The sequence below is a fragment of the Sulfurospirillum oryzae genome (assembly GCF_025770725.1).
Taxonomy (GTDB): domain Bacteria; phylum Campylobacterota; class Campylobacteria; order Campylobacterales; family Sulfurospirillaceae; genus Sulfurospirillum; species Sulfurospirillum oryzae.
In genome coordinates this window covers 79,969-104,529 of the sequence record NZ_JANZKZ010000003.1, presented here as the reverse complement: position 1 = coordinate 104,529, position 24,561 = coordinate 79,969, and the positions used below count along the sequence as shown (strand labels likewise).

Below are 24,561 nucleotides of genomic sequence, written 5' to 3'. Positions count from 1 at the left end.
TTTTAACAATATATGTTGATATATTGATATGATAATATTTTTGATTCCCTATTTGGTATATAACTCGCGCACAAAATTTATTATCTTAATTCTCTACTGAGCGTTAAAACCTTTTATTGAACATACTATACTTTTAAACTTTTGCAATAAGGCTTATAAAATAATCTGCGCTCTCTTGTGATATTTTTAAATACTCCGCAACCTCTTTAGCACCTGCCGAGTTATTGGATTGTAGGTAACTTTTTATCTCTTCTTGCACTTGAGTAAGCCAATCTTCAAAAAGCCCTTTGATCTCAGGACTTCCAAAATCCATTGTTTGCTTTTCACTTGGCATCTCTTTTGAGTCCATACCGCACATACTTGCTGCCATAGATTGGCACATATTTTTCATCGTAGGCATTCCATAATGCATCAACTTTGGCATCATAAGCATCACTGCTTCTTCTTTTTCATCGTTATTCATCTCTAAAAAAAGAGTCTCTAACAGCTCTTCAATCTGTCGCTTTTTTTCATCACTTAACATCTTTTTATAACTCCTCCCAGCAGGGTTAAATTGCGTAAAATTTTTAAACATCTTTTTTATCCTTTCTTTTTTGCGAAGGTATAAACATGGGGTCTTCAAGTTCATTGTCCTTAGAAATTAACTCACACAATAAACCCAAAATATCTAAAAGATCGGTGTTGTGCAGTTTATAGAGAATAAAAGGACCATTTCTTTTAGTGTCTAAAATAGTGTAGTTTTTCAATACTTTTAGATGATGTGACACCAATGGTTGCGATAATTTCGTTTGATTAACAATTTCAGAAACCGTTTTTTCATCATAAGCAATAAACTGAATAATTTTTAATCGATTGATGTCGCTTAGGATTTGTAAATATCCTTGTAAACTATTGCCTTGACTCAAATAATCAACCTTTAATATAAAAGTTTATTTATATAAACAATCATTTATATGTGAAAATATACCACAAATAAATATTCATTGTCAATGCGTAAGGAGAAGTTTGTTGGAGAAAAGCGTGTTAAAAGTTCTGCAAGAGCTCTATGAAAAAGAGGGTTTTACCCCTCTCTTTTCCAAATATTGGCTAATACCAATACACTCATAAGCAGTATCGAAGAGACCATAACGCCGCCCATCGCAAAAATAAGATAGACGAGTTCGGGAATAAATTTTGAAAACCACCACGAAAAAATATCTAAAAATGCACCGCCAAAAGAGCCTATAATCAGAACATTTTTGATGCTATCTTTATAGGTTGTATAAGCAAAAAGCAAGGAGATGAGCACTAAGAAAGTTGAAATACCAAACATGTGAATATGTGCTTGTTTGGACATTTTTAACCATGAATAACCCGACTCGGTATGTGTTAATACTTGCTCATACGTATCAAAAGGCATTGAAGGAATCGCTTTGGTCATTTTTGAAGTTTTGCTGTGGCAATTTGCACAATCTTTTTGTATGATTTTCCAAGCATCTTCATAGAGCTTACCTTCTTTTTTAGCACCATCGTTAATCCAGTTATGAACCGTATCTATATCTTCATCATCCGTAACTTCTTTATTCATGCTTCCTTTCATTGCAGAGACGATGAAGGGCGTAGTGTACTTGTTTTGTATCTGGGTGATCGTCGGTATATTGAGCCCATCTTTTTGACCAGAGAGTTCAAGCCCTAACAAAATCACTGATGAAATGGTTGCGGTTATCACAAAGAGCAAAAACAGCGATATCGCTGTTTTTGCTGGTGTGTTGAGTTGTTGAATCGACACACTGAATCCTTTTATTTGAATGTTAATTCTATACTTCCATCATGGTACACATGGTTGATTTGAGAGTTATCAAACGCTGCAACACCAAAATAGTATTTTTTCTTGAGATCATTAAACTGTACGTCTTGCTCTGCTGATTTTGGATGAGTTGTAACAAGTGCTCTCTTAATAACCATTGTCCATTTACCATCTTTCCAAACTGCCTTTGTGACAATATCAGCAGAAGAGCCGCTCATTTTACTGACAATAATTCCAGGAATTGAATCGCCTGCTTTGAATGTATCTACAAAAGGAATTTTATTTTCTTCTTTAATGGAACCTATCGCATTATCTTTAGCATCTTTATTCATAAATGCAGGACCTGTTTTATCAGCATTGAAATTATCTTTATAACCACCACCTAGCGACTCATCACCTTTTCTACCCCACTCTTCTGCAAGTTTTGGATCATTGGTACTATCAACATACTGATCGTGCATCAAATCGAATGGTAAACCTGTTCTCACGCCTTTCCAATGCCACATATCGATAAACTCACCTGGGTTGTTCGTATATTTTCTACCCGCTGAATCATCAGGGAAGCCATTATTTTTACCATCCTTAGTAAGATGGCAAGCAATGGCACAACCTTTTTTCTCAAATCCTTTCGTATTAATATTCCAAAACATAGCCATCTTATCTTCATAGTAAACATTTTCATGTTTCGTTTGATCTTTTATACTCATTCTCTTCCATGAACCATCTGCTTGTTTTACCCATGGGAAGCGCGCCGTGCTCTCGGTTGGGTCATCATACTGAAGTTTAATATAGATATTTTTATCGTCATAAAGCGATTTAATCACCGCTGTTGATTTCGTCATGCCTTTATAACCTTCTGGCTGATAAGGTGTTTCGGTCAATGGAACGATAACCTCTTTTGCTTTTGCCCAAGCAGCATCACCTGCATCCAGCGTTGTAGGGGTACCTTTAACACTCTCTAATTTATAATCTGCTGCTAATGCACTTGATGCTAACAACATTGAACCTACCATAACAACTGATAATCCCGCAGTTGAAATTTTTTGTGTAAAGTCCTTCATGAAAACTCCTTTTTGTTAAATGTGAAAAGAAGTATCACCTCTTTATATTTCGTCAACATTAACGCTTTATTAATTTTTTTTAATATTTCTTTAGCTACGATGAAAGAATGAAACTATTAATCATTGAAGATGATCCAAAAATTATCTCATTTGTTCAAAAAGGGCTCCAAGAAGAAGGTTTTATCGTTGATACCGCGAGTGACGGAGAAGATGGACTTTATCTTGCTGAACTTTATCAATATGATCTTCTGATCATCGACTGGATGTTGCCCAAACTCGATGGTGTGAAGATTTGTGAGAAACTTCGCGATCAAAAAAAGCTCACACCCATCTTAATGCTTACCGCTAAAATTAGTGTCGAAGACCGCATCATTGGGCTTGGATGTGGGGCAGATGACTACTTGGTAAAGCCGTTTGTTTTTGCCGAACTGGTTGCCCGGATACGCTCACTTTTACGCCGTTCATCTTATAATTTTAATGAAGTTTTACATCTGGATACGCTTGAAGTCAATGTCTCCAAAAGAGTTGTGACGCGTTCAAAAAAGCTTATTGTTCTCACATCCAAAGAGTTTGATATTTTGGTTTATTTGCTGCTTAATCAAAACAATATTATTACCCATACACAATTACAAGAAAAAATTTGGGGAATTAACGAGACGACATCGAGCAATATCATCAATGTTTTTATTCATCATTTACGCCATAAAATAGACCTTGAAGGTGAAAAGCCGCTGATTAAAACCATTCGTGGCTCGGGTTATAAAATAGAGTCGTGCTGAAATGGATATTATCTTCTTTATTTATGGACTCTCTTTTTTCATCTTAGGCGTTTTAGTTTTATTTGTTAGAACCAAAGAGAGTGAGATCTTTTTTGCACGAAAAATTTGGCTTTTAGGTATCTTTGCCATTCTTCACGCATTTGTCGAGTGGGTTTTTCTGTACATCTATATTCATCCTGATTATAAATCATTTCTCAACCCTCTCAAGTTTATTCTACTGCTTCTGTCTTATCTGTTTTTATTTGAGTTTTCTCGATTTATTGTCAGAGAGAGTTTCAAAGAAGAGAGTTCCAAGCTTCATTTTCTCCACACTCTCTATGCCGCACCTGTCATTTATATCATCAGTATTTCCAGTCTTTTAACCTTGATTCTCATTCACCCTTCCCTAAATGATGCCATTGCTGCAGTTCGTTATACTTATGGATTTTTTGGCTCACTCTTTTTAGGCATTGGGCTTTATTATTATGGAGAATCACTCAAAAAAATAGAGTATGTCGAACGCCTCAAAATTTACTTCAAAATTCCTGGTATTGCGTTTATTTGCTATGCGCTTTTAGCGGGAATTGCGGTCTCTCCTACAACATATTTTCCCGGCAATGTCATCAATACCATCTGGTTTTTTGAAACATTTGGTGTTCCTATGCAACTTTTTCGAGCACTTTGCGCTTTTGTGATTACAATTTGTTCGATTAAGGCATTGCAAATTTTTAGCGATGAAACCCATCTTAAAATGATGAAATCTCTTAGGCAAGTTAAACGCTTCTCTTCAGATGTTTCACATGAGCTCAAAACACCCTTGACCGCAATGAAAGGCGAAATCGAAGTTGCCTTAAAAGAACCAAGAAGTTGTGAAGAGTATCAAAAGATTTTATATTCCAATCTTGAAGAGGTCGATACACTACAAAGCATTGTTAAGAACTTGCTGATGCTGACTTATATTGAAAAAGCATCGTTGAAAAACAAATTTACCAAACAAAATCTTGATGACGTGGTACTCAAAGCCATTGAAGACCTTATGGTTGTGGGCGCCCAAAAAAATATTAGTTTTGAAATTCTAGAGTTGGAGAATGTCGCCATTATCGGTGATGAGATTTTGCTCAAAACGGTCTTTTCCAATCTTATTGAAAACGCGATCAAATATAGCCCGTATCACTCAACACTTATTATCTCATTGACGCATAAAAATGATAAAGCTATTTTTTGTATAGAAGACGAAGGTAATGGCATTGAAGAAGAAAAGCTCAAACTTGTTTTTGATCGCTTTTACCGAGCAGATGACTCACGCTCTAAACATATCAAAGGATTTGGTTTGGGGCTTTCCATTGTTCAGCAAATCGTTGAAGTACACGATGGAACCATTAGGGTAAAAAACCGCAAACCGTATGGGCTGGAAGTGAAAGTGATACTACCTGTTTCCGAGTAGTACTTCTACCTCTTTAACCGCGTAAACGACATACAAATCACACTTACACGTTTTACAATTGCCCTCTTTAAACTTTTCACCCGCATCGGGGGAGCTGAGTGAAAATCCTAAAAGTTTAGCACATTCACAAGAGCCAAATGCTTTTTCAAAGTTTTCCTTGAATGCTTGCACATTGTGATAGAGTGGGTCTTTTGGCTCACCTACATTTGAGCGTCCTTGAAGGAGAGAAAGTGCCATCACTCCTCCGCTAAATGCGCCACAAAGACCATTTTCACTGCGCGCCAGTCCACTTCCAAATCCCGTGGCAATAGCAGGAATAAGTGGCGAATCGATACCATGTTTCTCGGCAATTGTTTTTAAAACCGCTTCACTGCACACATAACCGCTGGAAAAATACTCCAACGCTTTTTGCTCTACTGTTTCACGCATATTCTCTCCTTAAGCAACAACCACTTGGTCTTTGCCCGCTTTTTTAGCTTCATACAGTGCATTATCAACTTTATGCACCAATCCATCTTGACTCTCTAAGCTACTAAGTTCTCCAAGACCTATACTCACGGTAAGTTGTCTTTGCAAAAGTTCATTCATTATTGGATCTTCTTTAATCGCACAGCAAATCTTTTGCGCAATCTCTAAAGCATTTTGAGACGTTACATCAACCAGTAACAAAGAAAACTCTTCACCGCCCCAACGTGCTATCATATCAGAAGCTCTGAGTTCCATTCTTAAAATCTGTGCAACTCGCACCAACGCCTCATCGCCGATAAGATGTCCATGCGTGTCATTTACCCCTTTAAAATCATCAATATCAATCAACAAAAGTGTGATGCTATTGACACTTTTTTTATAAAGTTTATAGAGTTTTTCAAAATACTCATTGAATTTCCTGCGGTTAGCAAGCCCTGTTAGTGCATCTTCACTGGCAAGTTGTACAAGCTGTTTTTGATACAGATTGATCGTATAAATAATAATAAGTGTCACCAACAATGTCACTAAAAGTGAGATAGCAAGGTTTGCATAAAAAGTCTTTTTGAGTTCGTTCATATACTCTTTTTTATTGATCTCAACAAAAAGATGAAGCTTTAATTTTTCAATATATTTAGTATTGAGCAGGTACTCACCATCTTTATCTTTGTACTCAAATTGGGTTTGTATGCCACTTTTAATAACCTCATTAATCTCTCTTAACCCTTCGCTATGAGCGATGTTGCCACGTTTGTTGAGTCCTTTGGAAAAAAGCGTTATCTCTCCATTTTGATCGACAAAATAGACATCGTACTTGTACTTGGTTTTAAACGATGTGAGCATCTCTTCAATGTTAAGCAACCTTACGCCAACACCTGTTACACCGATCAACTCATTTTTATAATTCATCACTTTGTAATTAATAAACATGATTAAAAAATCACCCAAGTTGACATTGTGGTCAAGGTTGATTTCATAAGGTTCATTTTGTGCTTTAAATTTAAAATACCACGCATCAGCACTGTTTTGTTCATTGATAATATCAATAATCCCTCTGGGATGGTAGTAACTTTTTGTTTTATCGGAAACCAAAAAAGTGGTAAAAATGTCATATTTCTGCTGGATTTCGGTGAGGTAACGTGAAATTCCATTAATATCTGTCTCTCCTTCCATCAGCCAGTCACGTAAAAAAGTGTCATTAGACATCAAGGATGACACAAGAAGTGGTTCGATCATACGCTGCTGAATCTCAGTGTATATATTATCAACCGAGAGAGGCAAAGAGGTGTTTTGGAGTTGATTTTGGGTGTCATGAACGCTTTTGAGGTAATTGATGATAGAGCCTGTAATTGACACACTTAAAAGCAACCCCGCTATAATCACAACAACTTTGGTTTTTAATCGCATAGCTATCTCCTTCTATGCACGATTATAACACAAAATTATTCAGCCTATGAAAGTAAGGTGACTATTTCATCCACACTTAAGAGCTTCCCACTGCTTTTTACGACACCGTCCACAACCAAAGCGGGTGTTGAAGTGACACCGTATTGCATAATTTTCATAATGTCTTCAACCTTTTCAACTTGAGCAAAAATTCCTTTTTTCGCTACGGCTTCTTTTACATGTAAGCTTAACGCTTGACACTTTGCACACCCTGTTCCCAAGACTTCAATTTTCATTTTTTCTCCTTATGCGCGTTGTATTCATCCAAAAATTCTTTGGCATTGTCACCACGTAAAAATTCAGCTGTTTTAAGCAATCCGTCATTAAGATATTTTGCGTTATAACCATTCAGCGTTAAAAAAAGCCTTGCCATGCTAGAGCGGTCATAATGCGGACATGCCGTGATAATCAGTTTGTCTTTAGGTAATTCCCCCAGACGTTTTGGCAGTTCGTTTAAAGGAATATTTTTAGCAAAATTTATATGCCACACTTCAAACTCTTCACGAAAACGTACATCGACTAAAATAGCCTTGCCTTCTTCAACGAGAGCCAGCATATCAGGCGTTTTGATCTTCATATTTTCACGCTCTTTATAATCAAACGAACTCAAATACTCTTCAATGCCAACTTTTTTAAGCTCCGCCGCATTCACTAAGCCTACCAGTGCCAAGACCATAAAAATCACTTTTTTCATCCAATACTCCTATAAAATAGCGTTAAACAGATACCCAACACCCATAATACCAAGAGCGACGATACCAAAAAAAGTCGCAATGAGCTTTACATGTAAAATGCGCTTTAAGATCATCGCTTCGGGTAAACTAAGGGCTGTGATTGCCATCATAAAGCTCAGAGCCGTACCAAGCAACATTCCTTTTGAGGTCAAAACTTCTATCAAAGGCATTACACCTGCGGCACTTGCATACATAGGAACGCCCAAAAATACTGCCAAAGGAACGCTGTACCACGCATCGCTTCCTGCGTATTTGACGATGAATTCTGTTGGAACATAACCATGAATAAATGCCCCTATGCCAACGCCCATGAGGACATAAAGATAGATTTTTTGCAAAATATCCAATGTATAAGCCCAAGACTCTTTCACTCTTTTTTTCATCGTAAGCTTAATTTCGACCTCTTCCAAATCACCACTCATCGGTACGACAGGTATGAGGACATATTTTTCCATACCCAGCTTACCAACGATGAAACCGCCAAGAATGGCAACCAAAAGTCCAAAACCGATGTAAAGTGCTGTGATTTTCCACCCAAAAAGCCCAAACAAAAGCGCTATGGCTATCTCGTTGTTCATAGGACTTGAGATCAGAAAACTAAAGGTAATACCAAGCGGAATGCGTGCTTGCATAAACCCTAAAAACAGAGGAATGGCAGAGCAACTGCAAAACGGCGTGATAATGCCAAAAAGAGCCGCTAAGATATTGCCTGTAAATTCACTTTTACCTTGCAGATAGACTCTGACTTTTTCGGTGTTAAAGTAGGTTCGTAAAAAAGTTACCGCAAAGATAATCAGCACTAAAAGAATGTAAATCTTAATCGTATCGAAGATAAAAAAATGCAACGCCTCTGCTTTTTGAGTCGTAGAATCGAGCCCAAAAAGCCCATACACCAAATAATCAACCATTTTTTCCCAGAGACTAAACATAACAAACCCTTTTAAAAAATAATTTTCTCTGCTTTGAGATTTGCGATTAACTGCTCATAACTTACGATCCCAATGTGTCTATAAGATTCACCACCCTTAGCATCAAGATAGATTTGTGTGGGAATCATCTGTATCCTATAATCACGCGTTGCTTGTTGATCGCTATGAACCTCTACAAAGTAAATAGCACTTTGCGGATACTCTTGTTTAACACGGTATAGCAATTTTCCCATCTCAACACACGAAGCACAACTGGTAGAGCCAAACTCTATGAGCATTGGGCTTTTCCTGATCTGTGGAACAATCTGGGCATAAGCAGTTGCATCCAATATACTCGAAACTTCATTGCTCTGTTTCCACGAAAAAGCATTAGGCTCTTTAGCCTCACAAAACCCTGCTAAGAAGAGGGCTAGCACAGCTAAAACAATCTTTTTTTTCATCTTTTTTCCTAAAATACAAGATACGTTTGGTAGAGAAAGTAAAAACCAATTCCCGCCAAAAGCACGATAAAAAAGCCGTTGATAAAGCGGCTCACCCTGCTTATTTTTTGACTCGAAACCACACTTTGCGTAAATCCGAGTGAGGTTCCCGCCACTAATAGCAACATGCCATGCCCTAAGGCAAACGCCAAAACAAGTGCGTACGAATAAACCCAACCGCTTTGAGAGGCGATGGTGATGATAGCAACCAGAGGAGCAGATGCGCACGGAGTGCTTACCAGCCCAAAAATCAGCCCGATGATCACAGCGCCAAAAAATTTGAGCCTTAAAAACTTACGTGCAACTTTGTCTTTATCAAATGTTTGAATAAACCCAAGGGCATACGCAACAACGCAAAATGTCGCAAACGAAGCAAGTAAATACGCCCAAAAAGGAGCGACAGAGAGCATTATGCCCATCTTAGAAACCAACAGCATCAACAGTGAAAAACTGACAACCAAACCCAAAACAAAAAGTAGTGAGTATTGGTAAATAAAAACTCTTTTTTGTTTTGGGCTTAAATCGCCCGACAAACCAAGCGCACTACCCGCAAGCAGAGGCAAGGTAATGATAGAACACGGAGCCAAAGAGGTTAAAAGACCAATGCCAAATGATGCAAAAATCGCCCATGCCCCAAACTCTGAGGTCAGCTCAATAAGCATCTGCTCCAAATTCATAAAAGTTTTTCTTCAATGATCGGTAAAAGTTCAGCCTGTATCGCTTTACATGTAAGAATAAACGCCCCATAATCTTTACCATCAGGATCAGAAAATCCGACATGAATTTTAGGAATGGGACGAGGAAACATCGGGCAACTCTCTTTAGCATGGTCACAGACAGTAACCACCAAATCAAAGTCCATATCTATCACCTCATCCAGCGTTTTGGAGTGATAGCTCTCTTTCCATATACCCTCTTCCTCAAGCACTTTTTTAGCATAAGCGTTCACTTTGCCCGTAGCACGAACGCCCGCACTATAAGCCTCAATGCCTTTAAGATGCGCGTTTACAAGTGCTTCTGCGATGATACTTCGGCAACTGTTTCCCGTACATAAAATCAGTACTTTTTTCATGGTTCAACCTTTACATGTAACAATGATGAAAGTGTAGCATAAAGTCATCTTTATATCAAGATATGTTGATATAAAGATGACTTTATTGCATGAGCTTCTAAGATGCAATGCATCCAAGAAGCTCATTAAAAACCTTTTTAGAGTGTTAATAAAACCAACAATAACACTGGTGGCGTAGGCTAAAGCAGTATTTGGAATGTTGGGCAAGGCAATATTCATAATCATGACAGTTGGCATATTATTCATCACAGCAGTGAAGGGCTTATCAAAGATATGACCTTCTTGGAACGCGCTTAAATGCAAGGGGTAGCTTAGGCTACCTCTTACTTCTCTTCTTCCCCTTCATAAATACCAAATTCTCTAAGCTGTTTTTTGAGTGTATTGCGAGAAATATCGAGTATGGTGGAAAGCTGTGTGATGTTTGGGCAAAGCGAAAAGCTTACATGTAAAAAGGTTTTTTGCAAGGTTTGCTCCAAATCATGGGCTTTTTCAACCCCTTCCTTTTGTAAATACGCTAGGCAAAATTTATGCAGCTGTTTCTGTATATCTTCTGTCTCTTCAAACTCTTTGATGTCATCCGCTTTGATCATGTCATCACTGGCATTTAAGCAGGCACTGTAGATAGTATTGCGCAGCTCCCTAATGTTTCCTCTCCAATGATGACGTGCAAGTTTAACCAACGCCTCTTCGGAAATAGATGTAATGGTCGTTTTAAGATCACGGTTAGCTTTGGCAATAAAATGCTCACACAAAATAGGAATATCTTGAATGCGCTCTTTTAAAGATGGCATCGTAATCGTGAGCATCGAGAGGCGAAAGTAAAGATCTTCCCTAAACGTTGATTTTTGAATATGCGCTTTAAGATTGGCATTGGTCGCACTGATGATGCGTCCTTCAAAATTAAGCTCTTTAGAGCCTCCAACGCGTCTAAACTTCTTCGTCTCCAAAAAACGCAGCAGTTTGCTTTGAAGCTCAATGTCGAGTTCTCCAATCTCGTCTAAAAAAAGTGTTCCCTCCCCTGCAAGTTCAGCAAAACCGATGTGCTGTTTATCGGCGCTCGTAAAAGAGCCTTTCTCATGCCCAAAAAGCTGACTCTCAAAAAGATCTTTAGGGATGGAAGCGCAATTCACGGCAATAAAGGGGTGTTCACTATGAGTCGAGTTGGTATGAATCAGATTGGCGATAAGCTCTTTACCCGTTCCTGTTTCACCGTAAATAAGCACAGAGAGGTCATTATTGGCGGCGATGCCAATCTTCTTGTAAATCTCTTTCATCGTTTCATACGAACCTACAAACGCCTCTTCCCCTTGTTTTATAGGCTTTTTAGCACTCTTCTCTTTGCTTGAAGTGTGCATGTATTTTCCAACCAATTCTAAAAGTTGCGCCTCATCAAAAGGCTTTTGCAAAATGTCTTTAATGCCAATTTTGGACGCTTCAATCATATTCGTAGGCGTGGTATACGCTGTCATCAAAATGATAGGAAGTTGAATGCCTGCTTTTTTAAACTGTTTGATCAGATCAATGCCTGTAAGATTTTCGCCAAGCATCACATCGACAATTAAAAGCTCAACACCTTGCTCTTCGATGATTAAAGAGAGTTCAAACTCTTCGCCGTTAAACTGCAACGGTGTATGGTGATTGCGCTGTAAAATTTTAGCAACCGAGTAGCGAATCTCTTGCTGGTCATCAATAATAGCAATTTTCATACTTAAGTACCTACCCATAGTTAGTAACACCTTTTGATGAAAGGATTTTGCTTTAGCTTCTAGGCAAATTTATGATGACTTGCTTATTGCAAGTTGAATAAATTTAACGACGAAGATGAGGCAAAATCCTTTCACCTATAGGGCATTTAAAAAAGGGCATGTCTACTGCGTTAGATTTTTTTGATTTACAATAAGTAAACCTGCAAAAATCCGCCTTGTATCTATACCCTTTTTTAAATGTCAAAAGGTGCTATTAACTATGGTTAGGTACTTGCTTCTTCACATGGGATATAGAGACAAAACTTTGTCTGCTCTTTTTGACTTTCAAACTCGATGTAACCATTGGAGAGGTAGACAATTTTATAGATGCTAAAAAGCCCCAAACCCGAACCCTCTTTTTTGGTCGTGAAAAAGGGTTTAAAAAGATTGGCTTTGGTTTTTTCATCCATCGTTTCACCACTGTTTTTCACACATAATATGGAAAATCCTGCTTGCTCTGCCCTCTTCCATGTGATCTCAATCGTACTTCGTTGAAATGCTGCATCAATGGCATTATTCAGTAAATTGATCAAAATAATTTCAATGGCATTCGCACCCATTTTAACGCTCAAATCCTCTTCCACGATGCTCTGAATCATTAAATGTTTTTTATTCAAAGAAGAGCGCAATAACGCGATAGACTCTTCAACAAATGGCTTTACATGTAAAGGTTTTTCGTACTTAAAATCAGCGGGTTTTGCAAGGGCCAAAAAGTCCACAACCTGATGATCGATGCGCGCTAATGCTCCATGAATGATGGGCATATCTTCTTTATCGGGTAGTTGTGCGGGAGAAAGCAGCAACTTCAAAGGCTGTAATAGATTTTTAACCTCATGCGCAAAAGAGGAGCCAATTTCACCCAATATAATAAGTGAGTGTGAAATGCGAGCGTTCTTCTCCTCTTTTTCAATAGACTCTCTGAGTTCGTGCATCAACTGTGTCGTTTTTTCGATGATGCGTGTGATCTCGTCGTTTTCACGCCCTTGATAAATGGTGATGTCATCCCAACGCTTTTCGATGATTGCTGTCGCATTATTTGCAAGCAAATGAAGCCTTCCAAGCAGTCTTCCCATAAAAATATTGGCAATAATGAGTGAGAGCAACGCCACTAAAAGGAGCAGAACGAACTGCGCTAAAAAGGTGTCTTCCAACATACTCAAAAGTGTTTGATTTTTCACTTTAAGCACAAAAGAGCCAAAGGTCACCCCATCTTGTTCAAAAGGGACAACATTGTAAGTGTCAAACTCTTTAAACGTATCACCAAGACGATAATGTTCCGTATCGGTATGCGCCACAATAACATTTTGATTGTCTATAAATCCAGAACTTTCGATCAAACTACTCGAACTTAGCGTTTTAAGAAATTTGTAGAGTTCCCATTGATTGTGCGTGAGTATAAATTCACTCACAAACGCTTTATTGGAGTTGATGTTGGTCTTAATCAGCTCATCAATGATCTGATTGGTATGGTTTTTATGAATGTCAATGTTGATGATAATAGAAACGGAAGAGATCGCAAAAACAACCCCAAAAATTAACGTGGCAAGTTTGACTTGAACCGAAAGCGCTAAAAGATAGTCAAAAAGCTTTTTCATTGTCTTTGTTCAATGACTTCAAGCATTTTGGCTACATTGGAAAAATCTTGACCAGAGGGAAGATCAAAGCGATCCAACGAGAGCTTTTCCAAAATGCTTTGACCATAAGAGTCTAAGTGCATTGTTGCAAAGGCATGTTGTAGCTTATCAAACTGCTTTTGGGGCAATGAACTTCTCGCTACAATCGGAGAATTGGTATAAGGTCCTAAGACCTGAATAATTTTAAGCTGCTCGATCTGCTCTGGATGCTTTTGTGCAAAACGGGTATAGACAATATTATCCACGCTTGCACCATCCACAAAACCATCAATCACCGCTTTAATCGACTCGCCATGTTCATAGGTATAAATGTAGGATTTAAAGAAAGTTTTTGGATCCATCCCATGACTTAACATATAATAACTAGGCGCCGTTGCTCCCGAATTACTCTCTGGATCGGTAAAGGCAAAAATGGCATCTTTAAAGTCAGATAATGAATTAAAACGGCTGTTTTTCTTTGCAATGATATAGGAATAATATTGGTCACTTCCATCAAAGATAGGAATCACCAAAATTTTTCCCGTTCCCTCTTTGTCCAATTTGGTATAACTAGAGTTACACACATACGCAATATCGACTTTATGCTCTTTAATGAGTGTATTCATCTCAGCATAGGTTTTTGAAAAGCGGATTTGGATGTCAAACTCACTGTTTTTACTCTCCAGATACTTCTCCCAATCCATAAAATTTTTAAGATCATCTTTAAAAACAGTGCCCGTAAGACCAAGGACAATTTTTTCTTTGGCATAGAGTGAAAAAGGTAACAAAAGTAGCAAAAAAAACATGGTAAATTTTTGAAAGGCACTGGTCAAAATTTGATCGTTTTTCATCTTCCGAAGACTCCTTTTTCTCTTTAAATCCCCTATTTTAGGGCTTTTAGAAGTTGGCATGATAATTGCAGTTAGTACATTGTACTTGAAGAAAAGTTCAAAAAACTTTAAAGGAGTCCATGATGCATTTATTGTGGGATATACGGGTCTCGCTCGATCTATTTTTGGGTGGTTTAGGTGTAGGAGCCTTCCTTGTGGGGGTTATACTGTACTATATTGATGCAAAAGTTTATGATACTTTTGTGAAAAAATCATTTGTTATTGCACCACTTTTGGTGATTGCAGGATTGCTTTTGCTTTTAACGGAACTTGGTCGCCCACTAAACGTGATCAAAACTATCTATGCGATTAATCCAACATCGTTTATGTCGATCGGTATTTTTTTACAAAGTGCGTTTGTAGCCGTTGCGCTCCTTATCGCCTTTAAAGTACTGACCAGTGGTGTTGAATCTCTCTGCTCAAAAATTATTTATGCAGGTGCCATCCTTGCTGGCTTGGTTGGTTTGTATCATGGATTCTTGCTCTCCGGCATCGCAAAAGAGCCTTGGAACAATGCAATTCCTGTCATCTTCTTTGTCTCTTCCATTCTTTCAGGTTCATCATTAATGTTATTGCTCAACCTTGAAAGCCTAGAAGGACTCATCGCACGCTTCAAACTCCCTATTATCATCAACATGATTTTAACGCTTGAGTTAGCAGCTGTTTTTGCATGGGTTTACAATCTTGCCCTTACAACCGCCTCTTCAAAACATGCCTATGAAGTCTTGATGGGAAGTTTTGGCATTGAGTTTTGGGGGCTTAGTATCTTAGTTGGTTTAATCATACCAATGGTACTTTTAACCCTCGTTATCTTAGGCAAAACATCGTTAAAAATAGTTGCCATCCCAACATTCGCTACGATGGTTCTGGGAAGTTTTTTCCTTAAAAACTTAGTTGTTTATCTTGGTCAAGCAGTATAAGGAGTCAATGATGAGTATTAACAGAAGAGATTTTCTCAAAACAACAGCAGGAACGGCTGCCGTAGCTTCGACATTGTCCATTTTTCCAGAAGAGGCAGAAGCAAAAACAGGTGAACTGGGTTATGAAGGTGAAGCTGGTAAATGGGTTTCAACGACCTGTCAAGGATGCACAAGTTGGTGTAGCATTCAAGGACTCGTGGTTGATGGTAAAGTTATTAAAGTCAGAGGTAATCCCAACTCTCCAAGTGGTGGACGTATTTGTCCTAGACCTCATTTGGCATTGCAACAAGTGTATGATCCAGATCGTGTTAAAACACCTCTTAAACGAACCAATCCTAAAAAAGGCAGAGGTATTGATCCTAAATTTGTACCTATTTCATGGGATGAAGCCATCAATACGATAGCCGATAAAATTATGGAACTTATTAATGCAGGTGAAACACATAAATTCCTTTTAACACGTGGTCGTTACACAGGAATGAATGAAATCATGTATGGAACATTTCCAAAACTAATTGGTAGCCCAAATAACATTTCACACAGTGCTTTATGTGCAGATGCAGAAGAGTTTGGGCGAGAGCAATCTGAGGGCTATCCAGCTTATGCTGACTTTGATCTTCAAAATACTCGTTATATTTTGGGTTGGAGTTCAGACATGGTTGCCTCTAACCGTCAGACACCGTGGTTTATCAACCAATTTGGAAATGTTAAAGATAGAGCTAAAATCACGACGATTGATCCTCGTTTATCCGCTACGGGAGCTAAATCGCATCGTTGGTTGCCCATTATTCCTGGAACCGACGGAGCACTTGCTATTGCCATTGCCCATGTTATTCTTACTGAGGGCAAATGGAACAGAAATTTTGTAGGTGATTTTGCTGATAAAGTCAACTATTTTGTTGCAGGACAAGAAGTTCCAACAGAAATTATTGTTGAAGATAAAAAAATTCCTGTTGTCTTTAATGAAATTCATACCAATGGTGTTGTTGCATGGTGGAATTTAGAGCTAAAAGATCGTACTCCTGAGTGGGCGGAGCCAATTACAGGTATTAGTGCCAAAGAGATTTGTGAAGTAGCTCGTGAATTTGCGGAAGCTGGCAATAGAGCCATTTCATGGACAAGTCCAGGCGCTTCTATGCAAATAAGAGGAGGCATCTCTTCCTTTGCATGCCATGCGCTCAATGGTCTTGTAGGCTCTGTTGATTCCGTTGGCGGTATCTTACAACAAGGTTCAGCGCCTAATGCCAAAACACCTGATGTGAAGCCTTATCTTGACCCTCGTTTTGCTGACAGTTTGAAAAAACCAAAAATCGATCAGCGAGGAACCAAAGGGTTTCCAGCACTTGAGCACATGAAATCGGGTGGATTTGTGTGTACCTCAAGGGTTGCACAAGCCATGCTTGATCAAGATCCGTATGACATCAAAATGGCAATTGGTTATTGGAATAACTGGGTCTTCTCTTCTATGGGAACAAAACAATGGGAAGAGGCAATGTCAAAATTACCATTCTTTGCTCATATTACAACCAATATTGCAGAGATGACAATGTTTGCAGATATTGTATTACCAGCTAAAATGCATATGCTTGAGCGTTATGGATTTGCTAAAAATAAACAAAACTTGACAGCCTATCTTTCCATCCATCAACCGCTTATCAAACCTTATGGTGAAGCTAAAACAGATGAGACAGAAGTGCCATTTATGCTCGCTCAAGCACTCGCAAAAAAAGGTTTTGATTTACCTCTGAAATATTATCAAGAGAATTTCAAAGATCCTGAAACGGGCAAAACACCAGAGACACCTGAAGAGTTTGACCTCTTTGCAATGAAATTCTTCACTAAACCTTGTTGGGATGGTAGCAGTAATAGCAAAGGCGATACGATAAATAGCTGGGCTGAGTTACTTGAAAAAGGCATTTGGAAAACAAAACGCTACAAAATTGGCGAAAAAATAGGTCATTTTCATACAGCAACCCATAAATTTGAGTTTTTCAGTGAAACGCTTAAAGCGGGAATGCAAAATCATGCTGATAAACATAAAATGACGCTTGATGAAGCTATTGAAGCGGCAAACTATACCGTCAAAGGTGAAGCTTTCTTTGTACCTCACTATGAGCCAGCAGTACGGTATGGAGATGAGACGATTTACCCATTCATTTTTATCGATCATCGCTCACGCCTTAACCGAGAAGGAAGAAGCCAAAATACTCCTTGGTATTACAGTACAAAAAGTGTTGACCCTGGTGATGAAAATGAAAAAGATGTTACCAAAATCAATCCATTAGACGGTAAAAAACTCGGACTTAAAAATGGTGACAAAGTACGTGTTAGCTCTATGTTTGGCACTATTGAGAGTGAGATTAAACTATGGGAAGGTATTCGTCCTGGAACTGTTGCCAAATGTTATGGACAGGGTCACTGGGCGTATGGTCGCGTAGGGTCAGAAATCTTTGGATCAAAACCTCGTGGCGGAAATAACAATGATTTATATTGTTATGACTGGGAGCGCCTTAGTGGCTCAAACCCACGACATGGTGGACATACTCGCGTAAAAATTGAAAAGATATAGGTGAAGGATAAACAATGGCAAAAAAATATGGAATGATTATTGACCTCCATCGTTGTGTGGGATGCGGTGCATGTGATCTTGCATGTAAAAGTGAAAATAATACGCCAGATGGAATTGACTGGGCAAGTCATAAAATCGAAACCTATGGTGTATTCCCAAAAGTGACCTATACGCATACGCCAACCCTGTGTAACCACTGTGAAGATGCTCCTTGTGTAAGAGTGTGTCCAACACAAGCGATGCACAAAAATGAAGATGGTATGGTTGTACACGATCCAAGTCTTTGTATCGGTTGTAAAAGTTGTATGCTGGCTGATCCTTATGGGGTTATCTTTTTTAATAAAGAGCACGCTTTCTTGGATTATGTAACCGATGATAGTAGTATTGTTAAAGGTGGAACATTTTCTAAAAAAGAGCTCAGTGACAAAGCAAAGGCTCCCTTTCCTAACTTCAATGCGGCACGAGGTGCTGGTGGCTATGAAGCAATACGCCGTAAAGGGGCAGTTGAGAAGTGTACATTCTGTAACCACAGAGTTACACAAGGATTGGCACCTGCCTGTGTGGTAGCATGTCCAGCGGATGCGCGTATATTTGGCGATCTTAATGATGAGAAAAGTCAAATTTCGACAACACTTAGAGCACATAAGCCAACGGTATTGCTTCCTGAAAAAGGTACAAAACCTAAAGTGTTTTATATCAGAAGCTACAACTAAATCAAAGACCCTCATTCGAGGGTCTTTGCCAATAATTTTTGTTCTATTTAGTTTCTAAACACCTAGAAGTGAGCTATAACGCGCCTCTTCCATAGCTCGCCCTGCCCCTAAAATGATATTATGCAAAGGATTTTCCACTGGATTAACGGTTATTTCTAATTTTTCACTGAGGTAACGATCCAGCCCAAAAAGCATTGAAGAGCCACCTGTGAGCAAAATACCCTGATCGTAAATATCTTGGGCAAAAGTAGGAGGAAGTTCTGAGAGTATACTGTGTGTCAGAGAGACTATTTTATCGACCATGGGTAAGATGGCTTGGCGTACATCGATGGAACTGGCAACAAAGCGTTCAGGAAGCCTAGAGACGAGATTTTTTACATTAATCTGCATCGTTATCGCTTCATTCACAAAAGGATTTCCCAACTCTTTTTTCAAACGCTCCGCATCGTTGTGAGAAACAAGCACGCGATGATGTGCTTTAAAATATTCAATGATCGCCTCATCAAGGTCATTCCCGGCAAGACGAAGGGACTTACTCATCACGATGCCATTGCATGAAAGTAGCGAAATATCACTCACTCCTGCGCCAACGTCAAGAACCAAAACTCCTTTGGGTAGCTCAATGGACTGCATCGAACCAAGCGCGGCAGAAAAAGGATCTTTGATGAGCATCACTTCACGAGCACCCCCATCTTTGCACGCTTCCACCACAGCGCTCCGCTCCATAGAATTGAGATCACTTGGAACACTCACAACTATCGTCGGCTTAAAGAATCGACTCTGTGCTATACGAGAAATCACCTCTTTGATATACGCTTTTGCAACCGTTAAATTCGCAATAGCGCCTCTGGAAAGTGGATGCATCACTTCAATATATTTGGGATTTTTACCCCACATGCGTCTTGAAGAGACGCCACCATCAAAAAATGAATTTCGATTATTATCGAAGGCAATCGAAGTCGGCTCATCTAAAATAATACCGCGTTTGGGTTGGTAAACGAGCGTATTATTCGTCCCTAGATCAATGGCAAAGGCATTGGAAGAATGAAAAAAAGAAAACATTATAACTCTTTGTGTGCGACTGATTTTTTAGCTTTTTTCTTTCGACTATAAATGTTAATAGACTCAACGGCAAGAGAGAATGCCATCGCAAAATAGACATAGGCTTTGGAGATATGAAAATCAAGCCCTTCTGCAATGAGCGTAACACCGACTAAAATCAAAAAGGAGAGTGCCAAAATTTTAATGGTAGGATTGGCATCAATAAAGTTAGAAATACTTTTGCTTGCGAACATCATAACACCCACGGCAAGCACAACGGCTAGGATCATAACGATGATATTATTGGCCATACCCACAGCCGTAATAACAGAATCCAATGAAAAAACGATGTCTAAGATAGCAATTTGGATGAGTGTGTTAAAAAAACCGCGTGAACCTTTTTTAAGCTCTTGCTCTTCTTTACCGCTCTCTTCAATATCTTCGTGTATTTCTGTTGTTGATTTGGCAAGCAAAAACAGTCCACCCACAATCAAAATCAGATCGCGCCCCGAAATCTCCTGCGAAAAAATAGTCAACAGAGGCGTTGTGAGTTTCATAATCCAAAAAAGTGAAAGAAGAAGCATAATGCGCGTTAGCATCGCAAGACCAAGACCAAAAATTCTGCCTTTATCTCTTTGATGTGCGGGCAAGCGGCCTACTAAGATCGCTATGAAAATAATATTGTCGATTCCAAGCACAATTTCTAAGGCTGTTAAGGTCAATAATGCCATTAACGCTTCGGCTGTAAATAGCGATTCTAACATGTCAATTCTTTCCTAATTTTTTTGATTTGATTGTACCGACTTTTGGGTATAAATCTTCTTAGTAAACCATCCTGTTAAGCTAGACGCGTTATAATACAGAACCCAAAATAAGGAGTCTGTATGGTCTTTGGAAAGATAGATTATATCAATCTTCTTCCATTTCATGTTTTTTTAAAACGGGCCTCACTTCCCAATGCTTTTAAGCGTTCCTGTGAACATCAAAAGTCCGTACCTTCCAGCATTAATCGCAAATTTAGAAAACGTGTTGTGGATGCTGCATTTATCTCAAGCATCGAAAGTAAACGCAAATCAATTACCCCTTTACCGATTGGTATTGTGGCGCAAAAAAATGTTAAAAGTGTCATCCTGAAAAAAGGAGAAGCTAAAAGAGATCCTGCTTCTGCAACATCCAACATGCTCGCTCGCGTTCTTGATTTACAAGGTGAAGTGTTCATTGGAGATCGCGCACTCAAGCTCTATCTACAAGAGCCTGATGCCTACATCGATCTTGCTCAGATATGGCATGATAAATACCATCTTCCCTTCGTTTTTGCACGATTATGCGTGAATGAGCGTCAAAGTTTTTACAAAAAACTCTGTGCAAAATTCGTTCAACGACCGATTAAAATTCCCAACTATATTTTAAAAAATTATGCAACCAAGCGTGGTATTTCTGAGCATAACATCAAAGAGTATCTCAAACTTATTAGCTATTCCATTGGAAGAAAAGAGCAAAAAGCACTCTTTATCTTTTTGAAAAAAGCAAAACGCCTTCAAAAGTCTTCATCGTAAAATCCTCAAAGGAGTTGCCCGATGTCTGTGAAAAGCTATATTGACAAAGTTCTCAAATCCACGATCGAAAGTACACCCGGTCAGACCGAATTTTACCAAGCGGTTGAGGAGGTTTTAACCTCGCTTGAACCGCTCTTACAATCCGAACCCAAGTACGATCAGTACAATATTTTGGAGCGTATCGTCATCCCCGAGCGTCAAATTCTCTTTCGCGTCGTCTGGATAGATGATCAAGGCAAGATTCAAACCAATATCGGCTACCGTGTCCAGTTTAACTCTGCCATTGGACCTTACAAAGGCGGTCTTCGTTTTCACCCCAGTGTCAATCTTGGCATTATTAAGTTCTTAGGCTTTGAGCAGATTTTTAAAAACTCGCTCACAGGGCTTTCTATTGGCGGTGCAAAAGGTGGCAGTAACTTTGATCCTAAGGGTAAAAGCGAAGGCGAGATTATACGTTTTTGCCAGTCTTTCATGGTGGAACTCTCCAAGCACATTGGCGAAACCAAAGACATCCCTGCGGGTGATATTGGCGTGGGCGGACGAGAGATTGGCTATATGTTTGGCGAATACAAACGTCTTACGGGTCGTTTTGAAGGGGCATTAACAGGCAAAGGGCTTAATTGGGGCGGTTCTCTTGCACGCACAGAAGCTACAGGTTATGGTTCGGTCTATTTTGCGGAAAATATTCTCAACAAGCAAGGTGATTCACTTAAAGGTAAAATCTGCACGGTTTCGGGTGCAGGGAATGTTGCACTTTATACCATTCAAAAGCTCTATGAATTAGGCGCTACTCCTGTTACATGTAGCGACTCACATGGAATGATCTACGATAAAAATGGCATTGATTTCAAATCACTGAAAACGATTAAAGAAGTTGCCCGAAAAGATTTAACAGAATACCTCAAAATTCATCCACAAGCTATGTATATACCTGTTAGTGAGTATCCAGAAGGAACCAATGCTGTTTGGAGTATTCCTTGTTTTGCAGCTTTCCCAAGTGCCACGCAAAATGAACTGAATCTTACTGATATTCAAATACTTTACAAAAATGGATGCCGTTTGGTAAATGAGGGTGCCAATATGCCAAGCACACCTGGCGCGATTGATTTTATGCTCTCTAAGAAAATGTTTTATGGTCCAGCAAAAGCTGCCAATGCAGGTGGTGTGGCGACCAGCCAGTTAGAGATGAGTCAAAACGCCAGTATGCAAAAATGGAGCTTTGTTGAAGTCGATAGTAAGCTTAGAGGCATTATGAAAAATATATTTGATCTCTCTTATAAAACATCCAAAGAGTTTGGCGATGAAGGCAACTTGATGTTGGGTGCGAATATTGCAGGATTTAGAAAAGTAGCAGACTCCATGATCGACCAAGGAGCGGTGTAGTAAAACGGGCAAAGCCCGTTTTACATGTAAAGGCTAGAAAGTGTTTTTAAGCACCAATGGTATTAAAAACTCTATCCCCAGCGTCACCAAGACCAGGAACGATATAACCATTTTGATTCAATCCATCATCAATACATGCCGTATAAACAGGTACATCAGGATGTAGTTCATGAAACTTTTTAAGTCCTTCAGGCGCTGAAACAAGGCATAAAAAGCGAATGTCTTGAACACCTTTACCTTTAAGGAAATTCACCGCATCAATCGCCGTACCACCCGTTGCAAACATCGGATCAATGATGATCGCGGTACGCTCCGTATGGTCAGCAGGAAGTTTGGCATAGTAAAATTCTGCTTCAAGCGTTTTTTCATTGCGCTGAAAGCCTAAAAAGCCCACACTCGCATCAGGAATGAGTTTAAAAACACTGTCCAGCATACCAAGAGCCGCCCGAAGAATCGGGCAGATCATAATCTTCACGTCCAGCTTTTTAGCATTTGCCACTGCGACAGGAGTTTGAACCTTCACGTCTCTTAATGGTAAATCTCTTGTTGCCTCAAACAGCATCAAATAAGAGATTTCATCGACTAAAAGGCGAAACTGAAAGGGCTCTGTTTTTTCATCTCTTAAAATCGAAAGTTTATGCTCGATCAAAGGATGTTTGATGAGATGGACATTTTTCACTTATTTTTGCTCCGCATCAATAATGGCTTGAAGTTTTGCACGATAAGCTTTCATATCAAAATCTTTCACACGAGCAACGCCATCTTTGATTGCAGCTTCCGCAACCGCGGCAGAAATCCACACAAAAACTCTTCTATCAAATGGCTTTGGAATAATGTAATTGATACCAAATTTAAGATCTTCGCCATTGTAAGCCGCTTTGACATAATCAGGCACATCTTCTTTTGCCAATTTTGCCATCGCAACAGCAGCTGCCATTTTCATGCCTTCTGTAATTTTGGTTGCTCTCACATCAAGCGCACCTCTAAAGATGAAAGGGAAACCCAATACGTTGTTAACTTGGTTTGGATAGTCACTTCGACCTGTTCCCATCATAACGTCATTTCTAATAGCATGGACTTCTTCAGGTAAAATTTCAGGTGTTGGGTTTGCAAGAGCAAAAATGATTGGGTACGGATTCATTGATTTAACCATCTCTTGGCTTACAACATCTGGTTTTGAAAGACCTAGGAACATGTCCGCGCCTTTCATTGCATCTTCAAGTGTTCTATCGCTTGTCTCAAGAGCAAACTCTGCTTTATATGTGTTAAGGTCTGTTCTGCCTGAATGGATAACACCTTTACTATCGATCATCACAATTTTCTTTGCGCCTAAGAGTTTGTACATTTTTGCACAAGCAATACCAGCAGCACCAGCACCAGAGACAACGATTTTCATCTCTTCTATTTTTTTGCCACTGATTTCAAGGGCATTAATAAGTCCAGCAGATGTAATCATAGCAGTACCATGTTGGTCATCGTGCATAACAGGAATATCAACACATTCTTGAAGCTTTCGCTCTATTTCAAAACAACCTGGTGCTTTAATATCTTCAAGATTGATACCACCAAATGTTGGAGAAAGCGCTTTACAGATAGCAACGATTTTATCAACATCATGCTCGTCAAGTTCGATATCAAAAGCATCAACATCAGCGAATTTTTTGAATAAAACTGATTTGCCTTCCATAACCGGTTTTCCTGCAACGGCACCAATATCGCCAAGTCCAAGAACGGCTGTTCCATCACTAATGACAGCAACAAGATTACCTTTGTTGGTATATTTATACGCTAATTCATTATCTTTTTCAATCTCTAAACAGGGGTGTGCAACACCTGGAGTGTAGGCCATTGAAAGATCTCTAGCGGTATCACAACGTGTTTTAACTTTTATCTCGATTTTTCCACCAATATGATACTCTAAAGACTCTTCTTTAGTAACTTTTCCCTTATTACTCAC

Annotated in this window: 26 protein-coding genes; 7 read left to right on the top strand and 19 right to left on the bottom strand. The window is 39.0% G+C overall.

What is annotated here, in order from left to right; translation table 11 throughout:
* Positions 1–133: 133 nt before the first annotated feature.
* From N0B29_RS09325 to N0B29_RS09310, 4 genes are all read right to left on the bottom strand, one after another.
* Positions 134–574 carry a hypothetical protein gene (locus tag N0B29_RS09325; protein ID WP_263833453.1) on the bottom strand — a complete coding sequence of 147 codons (441 nt, stop codon included), beginning with the start codon at positions 572–574 and terminating at the stop codon, positions 134–136.
* Complete coding sequence (locus N0B29_RS09320; RefSeq protein ID WP_263833452.1) at positions 567–905, bottom strand: ArsR/SmtB family transcription factor; 339 nt, start codon at positions 903–905, stop codon at positions 567–569. The genes N0B29_RS09325 and N0B29_RS09320 overlap by 8 nt, the downstream gene beginning before the upstream one ends.
* 155 nt (positions 906–1,060) lie before the next feature.
* On the bottom strand, positions 1,061–1,768 hold the full coding sequence (locus N0B29_RS09315; RefSeq protein ID WP_263833451.1) for an Aq_1264-related membrane protein: 708 nt from the start codon (positions 1,766–1,768) through the stop codon (positions 1,061–1,063).
* A gap of 11 nt (positions 1,769–1,779) precedes the next feature.
* Entirely contained in the window at positions 1,780–2,847 is a 1,068-nt protein-coding gene (locus N0B29_RS09310) for an ethylbenzene dehydrogenase-related protein (protein WP_263833450.1), read from the bottom strand.
* Positions 2,848–2,954: 107 nt separating this feature from the next.
* Here N0B29_RS09310 and N0B29_RS09305 point away from each other — a divergent pair, with 107 nt between their 5' ends.
* Together N0B29_RS09305 and N0B29_RS09300 are read left to right on the top strand one after the other, a co-directional pair.
* A complete protein-coding gene (locus N0B29_RS09305) occupies positions 2,955–3,626 on the top strand; it encodes a response regulator transcription factor (RefSeq protein WP_263833449.1) in 672 nt (223 codons plus the stop codon).
* Position 3,627: 1 nt separating this feature from the next.
* Complete coding sequence (locus N0B29_RS09300) at positions 3,628–5,049, top strand: sensor histidine kinase (protein WP_263833448.1); 1,422 nt, start codon at positions 3,628–3,630, stop codon at positions 5,047–5,049.
* Here the strand turns inward: N0B29_RS09300 and N0B29_RS09295 are convergent.
* From N0B29_RS09295 to phnD, 11 genes are all read right to left on the bottom strand, one after another.
* On the bottom strand, positions 5,032–5,478 hold the full coding sequence (locus N0B29_RS09295) for a C-GCAxxG-C-C family protein (protein WP_263833447.1): 447 nt from the start codon (positions 5,476–5,478) through the stop codon (positions 5,032–5,034). The two genes, N0B29_RS09300 and N0B29_RS09295, sit on opposite strands and share 18 nt — an antisense overlap.
* A 9-nt stretch (positions 5,479–5,487) precedes the next feature.
* The gene (locus tag N0B29_RS09290) at positions 5,488–6,921 is read right to left on the bottom strand and encodes a sensor domain-containing diguanylate cyclase (RefSeq protein ID WP_263833446.1); all 1,434 of its coding nucleotides are present in this window, start codon (positions 6,919–6,921) and stop codon (positions 5,488–5,490) included.
* A gap of 44 nt (positions 6,922–6,965) precedes the next feature.
* Positions 6,966–7,196: a thioredoxin family protein gene (locus N0B29_RS09285; protein ID WP_263833445.1), complete on the bottom strand. Its 231-nt coding sequence runs from the start codon at positions 7,194–7,196 to the stop codon at positions 6,966–6,968.
* A complete protein-coding gene (locus tag N0B29_RS09280) occupies positions 7,193–7,654 on the bottom strand; it encodes a rhodanese-like domain-containing protein (RefSeq protein WP_263833444.1) in 462 nt (153 codons plus the stop codon). The genes N0B29_RS09285 and N0B29_RS09280 overlap by 4 nt, the downstream gene beginning before the upstream one ends.
* A 9-nt stretch (positions 7,655–7,663) precedes the next feature.
* Positions 7,664–8,623 (bottom strand): permease, encoded by a 960-nt coding sequence (locus N0B29_RS09275; RefSeq protein ID WP_263833443.1) that lies wholly within the window; start codon positions 8,621–8,623, stop codon positions 7,664–7,666.
* Positions 8,624–8,634: 11 nt separating this feature from the next.
* On the bottom strand, positions 8,635–9,063 hold the full coding sequence (locus tag N0B29_RS09270) for a thioredoxin family protein (RefSeq protein ID WP_263833442.1): 429 nt from the start codon (positions 9,061–9,063) through the stop codon (positions 8,635–8,637).
* An 8-nt stretch (positions 9,064–9,071) separates the two neighbouring features.
* A complete protein-coding gene (locus N0B29_RS09265; protein WP_263833441.1) occupies positions 9,072–9,779 on the bottom strand; it encodes a cytochrome c biogenesis CcdA family protein in 708 nt (235 codons plus the stop codon).
* A complete protein-coding gene (locus tag N0B29_RS09260; protein WP_263833440.1) occupies positions 9,776–10,174 on the bottom strand; it encodes an arsenate reductase ArsC in 399 nt (132 codons plus the stop codon). The genes N0B29_RS09265 and N0B29_RS09260 overlap by 4 nt, the downstream gene beginning before the upstream one ends.
* A gap of 323 nt (positions 10,175–10,497) precedes the next feature.
* Positions 10,498–11,880, bottom strand: coding sequence for a sigma-54-dependent transcriptional regulator (locus tag N0B29_RS09255; RefSeq protein ID WP_263833439.1), 1,383 nt, complete (start codon positions 11,878–11,880; stop codon positions 10,498–10,500).
* 263 nt (positions 11,881–12,143) lie between these two features.
* Positions 12,144–13,514, bottom strand: coding sequence for a sensor histidine kinase (locus N0B29_RS09250; RefSeq protein WP_263833438.1), 1,371 nt, complete (start codon positions 13,512–13,514; stop codon positions 12,144–12,146).
* On the bottom strand, positions 13,511–14,383 hold the full coding sequence (gene phnD, locus N0B29_RS09245) for a phosphate/phosphite/phosphonate ABC transporter substrate-binding protein (RefSeq protein ID WP_263833437.1): 873 nt from the start codon (positions 14,381–14,383) through the stop codon (positions 13,511–13,513). Before phnD ends, N0B29_RS09250 begins: the two co-directional genes overlap by 4 nt.
* 119 nt (positions 14,384–14,502) lie before the next feature.
* Here phnD and nrfD point away from each other — a divergent pair, with 119 nt between their 5' ends.
* From nrfD to N0B29_RS09230, 3 genes are read left to right on the top strand one after another with little or no spacing between them, the layout of a single operon-like run.
* Positions 14,503–15,342 carry an NrfD/PsrC family molybdoenzyme membrane anchor subunit gene (gene nrfD, locus N0B29_RS09240; RefSeq protein ID WP_263833436.1) on the top strand — a complete coding sequence of 280 codons (840 nt, stop codon included), beginning with the start codon at positions 14,503–14,505 and terminating at the stop codon, positions 15,340–15,342.
* A 10-nt stretch (positions 15,343–15,352) separates the two neighbouring features.
* A complete protein-coding gene (locus N0B29_RS09235; RefSeq protein ID WP_263833435.1) occupies positions 15,353–17,911 on the top strand; it encodes a molybdopterin-dependent oxidoreductase in 2,559 nt (852 codons plus the stop codon).
* Between the two features lie 14 nt (positions 17,912–17,925).
* Positions 17,926–18,624 carry a 4Fe-4S dicluster domain-containing protein gene (locus N0B29_RS09230; RefSeq protein WP_263833434.1) on the top strand — a complete coding sequence of 233 codons (699 nt, stop codon included), beginning with the start codon at positions 17,926–17,928 and terminating at the stop codon, positions 18,622–18,624.
* A gap of 54 nt (positions 18,625–18,678) precedes the next feature.
* On the opposite strand, the gene N0B29_RS09225 is transcribed toward N0B29_RS09230, so the two are convergent.
* Complete coding sequence (locus tag N0B29_RS09225) at positions 18,679–19,686, bottom strand: rod shape-determining protein (protein WP_263833433.1); 1,008 nt, start codon at positions 19,684–19,686, stop codon at positions 18,679–18,681.
* A complete protein-coding gene (locus N0B29_RS09220) occupies positions 19,686–20,429 on the bottom strand; it encodes a TerC family protein (RefSeq protein WP_263833432.1) in 744 nt (247 codons plus the stop codon). The genes N0B29_RS09225 and N0B29_RS09220 overlap by 1 nt, the downstream gene beginning before the upstream one ends.
* Positions 20,430–20,549: 120 nt before the next feature.
* On the opposite strand from N0B29_RS09220, the gene N0B29_RS09215 reads away from it, so the two are divergent.
* The gene (locus N0B29_RS09215; protein WP_263833431.1) at positions 20,550–21,221 is read left to right on the top strand and encodes an MqnA/MqnD/SBP family protein; all 672 of its coding nucleotides are present in this window, start codon (positions 20,550–20,552) and stop codon (positions 21,219–21,221) included.
* Positions 21,222–21,242: 21 nt separating this feature from the next.
* Positions 21,243–22,604 carry an NADP-specific glutamate dehydrogenase gene (gene gdhA, locus N0B29_RS09210; RefSeq protein WP_263833430.1) on the top strand — a complete coding sequence of 454 codons (1,362 nt, stop codon included), beginning with the start codon at positions 21,243–21,245 and terminating at the stop codon, positions 22,602–22,604.
* A gap of 46 nt (positions 22,605–22,650) precedes the next feature.
* Here the strand turns inward: gdhA and upp are convergent, their stop codons facing one another.
* On the bottom strand, positions 22,651–23,283 hold the full coding sequence (upp, locus tag N0B29_RS09205) for a uracil phosphoribosyltransferase (protein WP_263833429.1): 633 nt from the start codon (positions 23,281–23,283) through the stop codon (positions 22,651–22,653).
* Positions 23,284–24,561, bottom strand: coding sequence for a malic enzyme-like NAD(P)-binding protein (locus N0B29_RS09200; RefSeq protein ID WP_263833428.1), 1,278 nt, complete (start codon positions 24,559–24,561; stop codon positions 23,284–23,286).

Coding starts and splice junctions, on each gene's coding strand:
- N0B29_RS09220 (WP_263833432.1), bottom strand. CDS start 20,429: ATGTTAGAATCGCTATTTACAGCCGAAGCGTTAATGGCATTATTGACC.
- N0B29_RS09215 (WP_263833431.1), top strand. CDS start 20,550: ATGGTCTTTGGAAAGATAGATTATATCAATCTTCTTCCATTTCATGTT.
- N0B29_RS09290 (WP_263833446.1), bottom strand. CDS start 6,921: ATGCGATTAAAAACCAAAGTTGTTGTGATTATAGCGGGGTTGCTTTTA.
- N0B29_RS09255 (WP_263833439.1), bottom strand. CDS start 11,880: ATGAAAATTGCTATTATTGATGACCAGCAAGAGATTCGCTACTCGGTT.
- N0B29_RS09260 (WP_263833440.1), bottom strand. CDS start 10,174: ATGAAAAAAGTACTGATTTTATGTACGGGAAACAGTTGCCGAAGTATC.
- gdhA (WP_263833430.1), top strand. CDS start 21,243: ATGTCTGTGAAAAGCTATATTGACAAAGTTCTCAAATCCACGATCGAA.
- N0B29_RS09310 (WP_263833450.1), bottom strand. CDS start 2,847: ATGAAGGACTTTACACAAAAAATTTCAACTGCGGGATTATCAGTTGTT.
- N0B29_RS09250 (WP_263833438.1), bottom strand. CDS start 13,514: ATGAAAAAGCTTTTTGACTATCTTTTAGCGCTTTCGGTTCAAGTCAAA.
- phnD (WP_263833437.1), bottom strand. CDS start 14,383: ATGAAAAACGATCAAATTTTGACCAGTGCCTTTCAAAAATTTACCATG.
- N0B29_RS09270 (WP_263833442.1), bottom strand. CDS start 9,063: ATGAAAAAAAAGATTGTTTTAGCTGTGCTAGCCCTCTTCTTAGCAGGG.
- nrfD (WP_263833436.1), top strand. CDS start 14,503: ATGATGCATTTATTGTGGGATATACGGGTCTCGCTCGATCTATTTTTG.
- N0B29_RS09305 (WP_263833449.1), top strand. CDS start 2,955: ATGAAACTATTAATCATTGAAGATGATCCAAAAATTATCTCATTTGTT.
- N0B29_RS09325 (WP_263833453.1), bottom strand. CDS start 574: ATGTTTAAAAATTTTACGCAATTTAACCCTGCTGGGAGGAGTTATAAA.
- N0B29_RS09280 (WP_263833444.1), bottom strand. CDS start 7,654: ATGAAAAAAGTGATTTTTATGGTCTTGGCACTGGTAGGCTTAGTGAAT.
- N0B29_RS09275 (WP_263833443.1), bottom strand. CDS start 8,623: ATGTTTAGTCTCTGGGAAAAAATGGTTGATTATTTGGTGTATGGGCTT.
- N0B29_RS09235 (WP_263833435.1), top strand. CDS start 15,353: ATGAGTATTAACAGAAGAGATTTTCTCAAAACAACAGCAGGAACGGCT.
- N0B29_RS09225 (WP_263833433.1), bottom strand. CDS start 19,686: ATGTTTTCTTTTTTTCATTCTTCCAATGCCTTTGCCATTGATCTAGGG.
- N0B29_RS09295 (WP_263833447.1), bottom strand. CDS start 5,478: ATGCGTGAAACAGTAGAGCAAAAAGCGTTGGAGTATTTTTCCAGCGGT.
- N0B29_RS09285 (WP_263833445.1), bottom strand. CDS start 7,196: ATGAAAATTGAAGTCTTGGGAACAGGGTGTGCAAAGTGTCAAGCGTTA.
- N0B29_RS09300 (WP_263833448.1), top strand. CDS start 3,628: ATGGATATTATCTTCTTTATTTATGGACTCTCTTTTTTCATCTTAGGC.
- N0B29_RS09230 (WP_263833434.1), top strand. CDS start 17,926: ATGGCAAAAAAATATGGAATGATTATTGACCTCCATCGTTGTGTGGGA.
- N0B29_RS09265 (WP_263833441.1), bottom strand. CDS start 9,779: ATGAATTTGGAGCAGATGCTTATTGAGCTGACCTCAGAGTTTGGGGCA.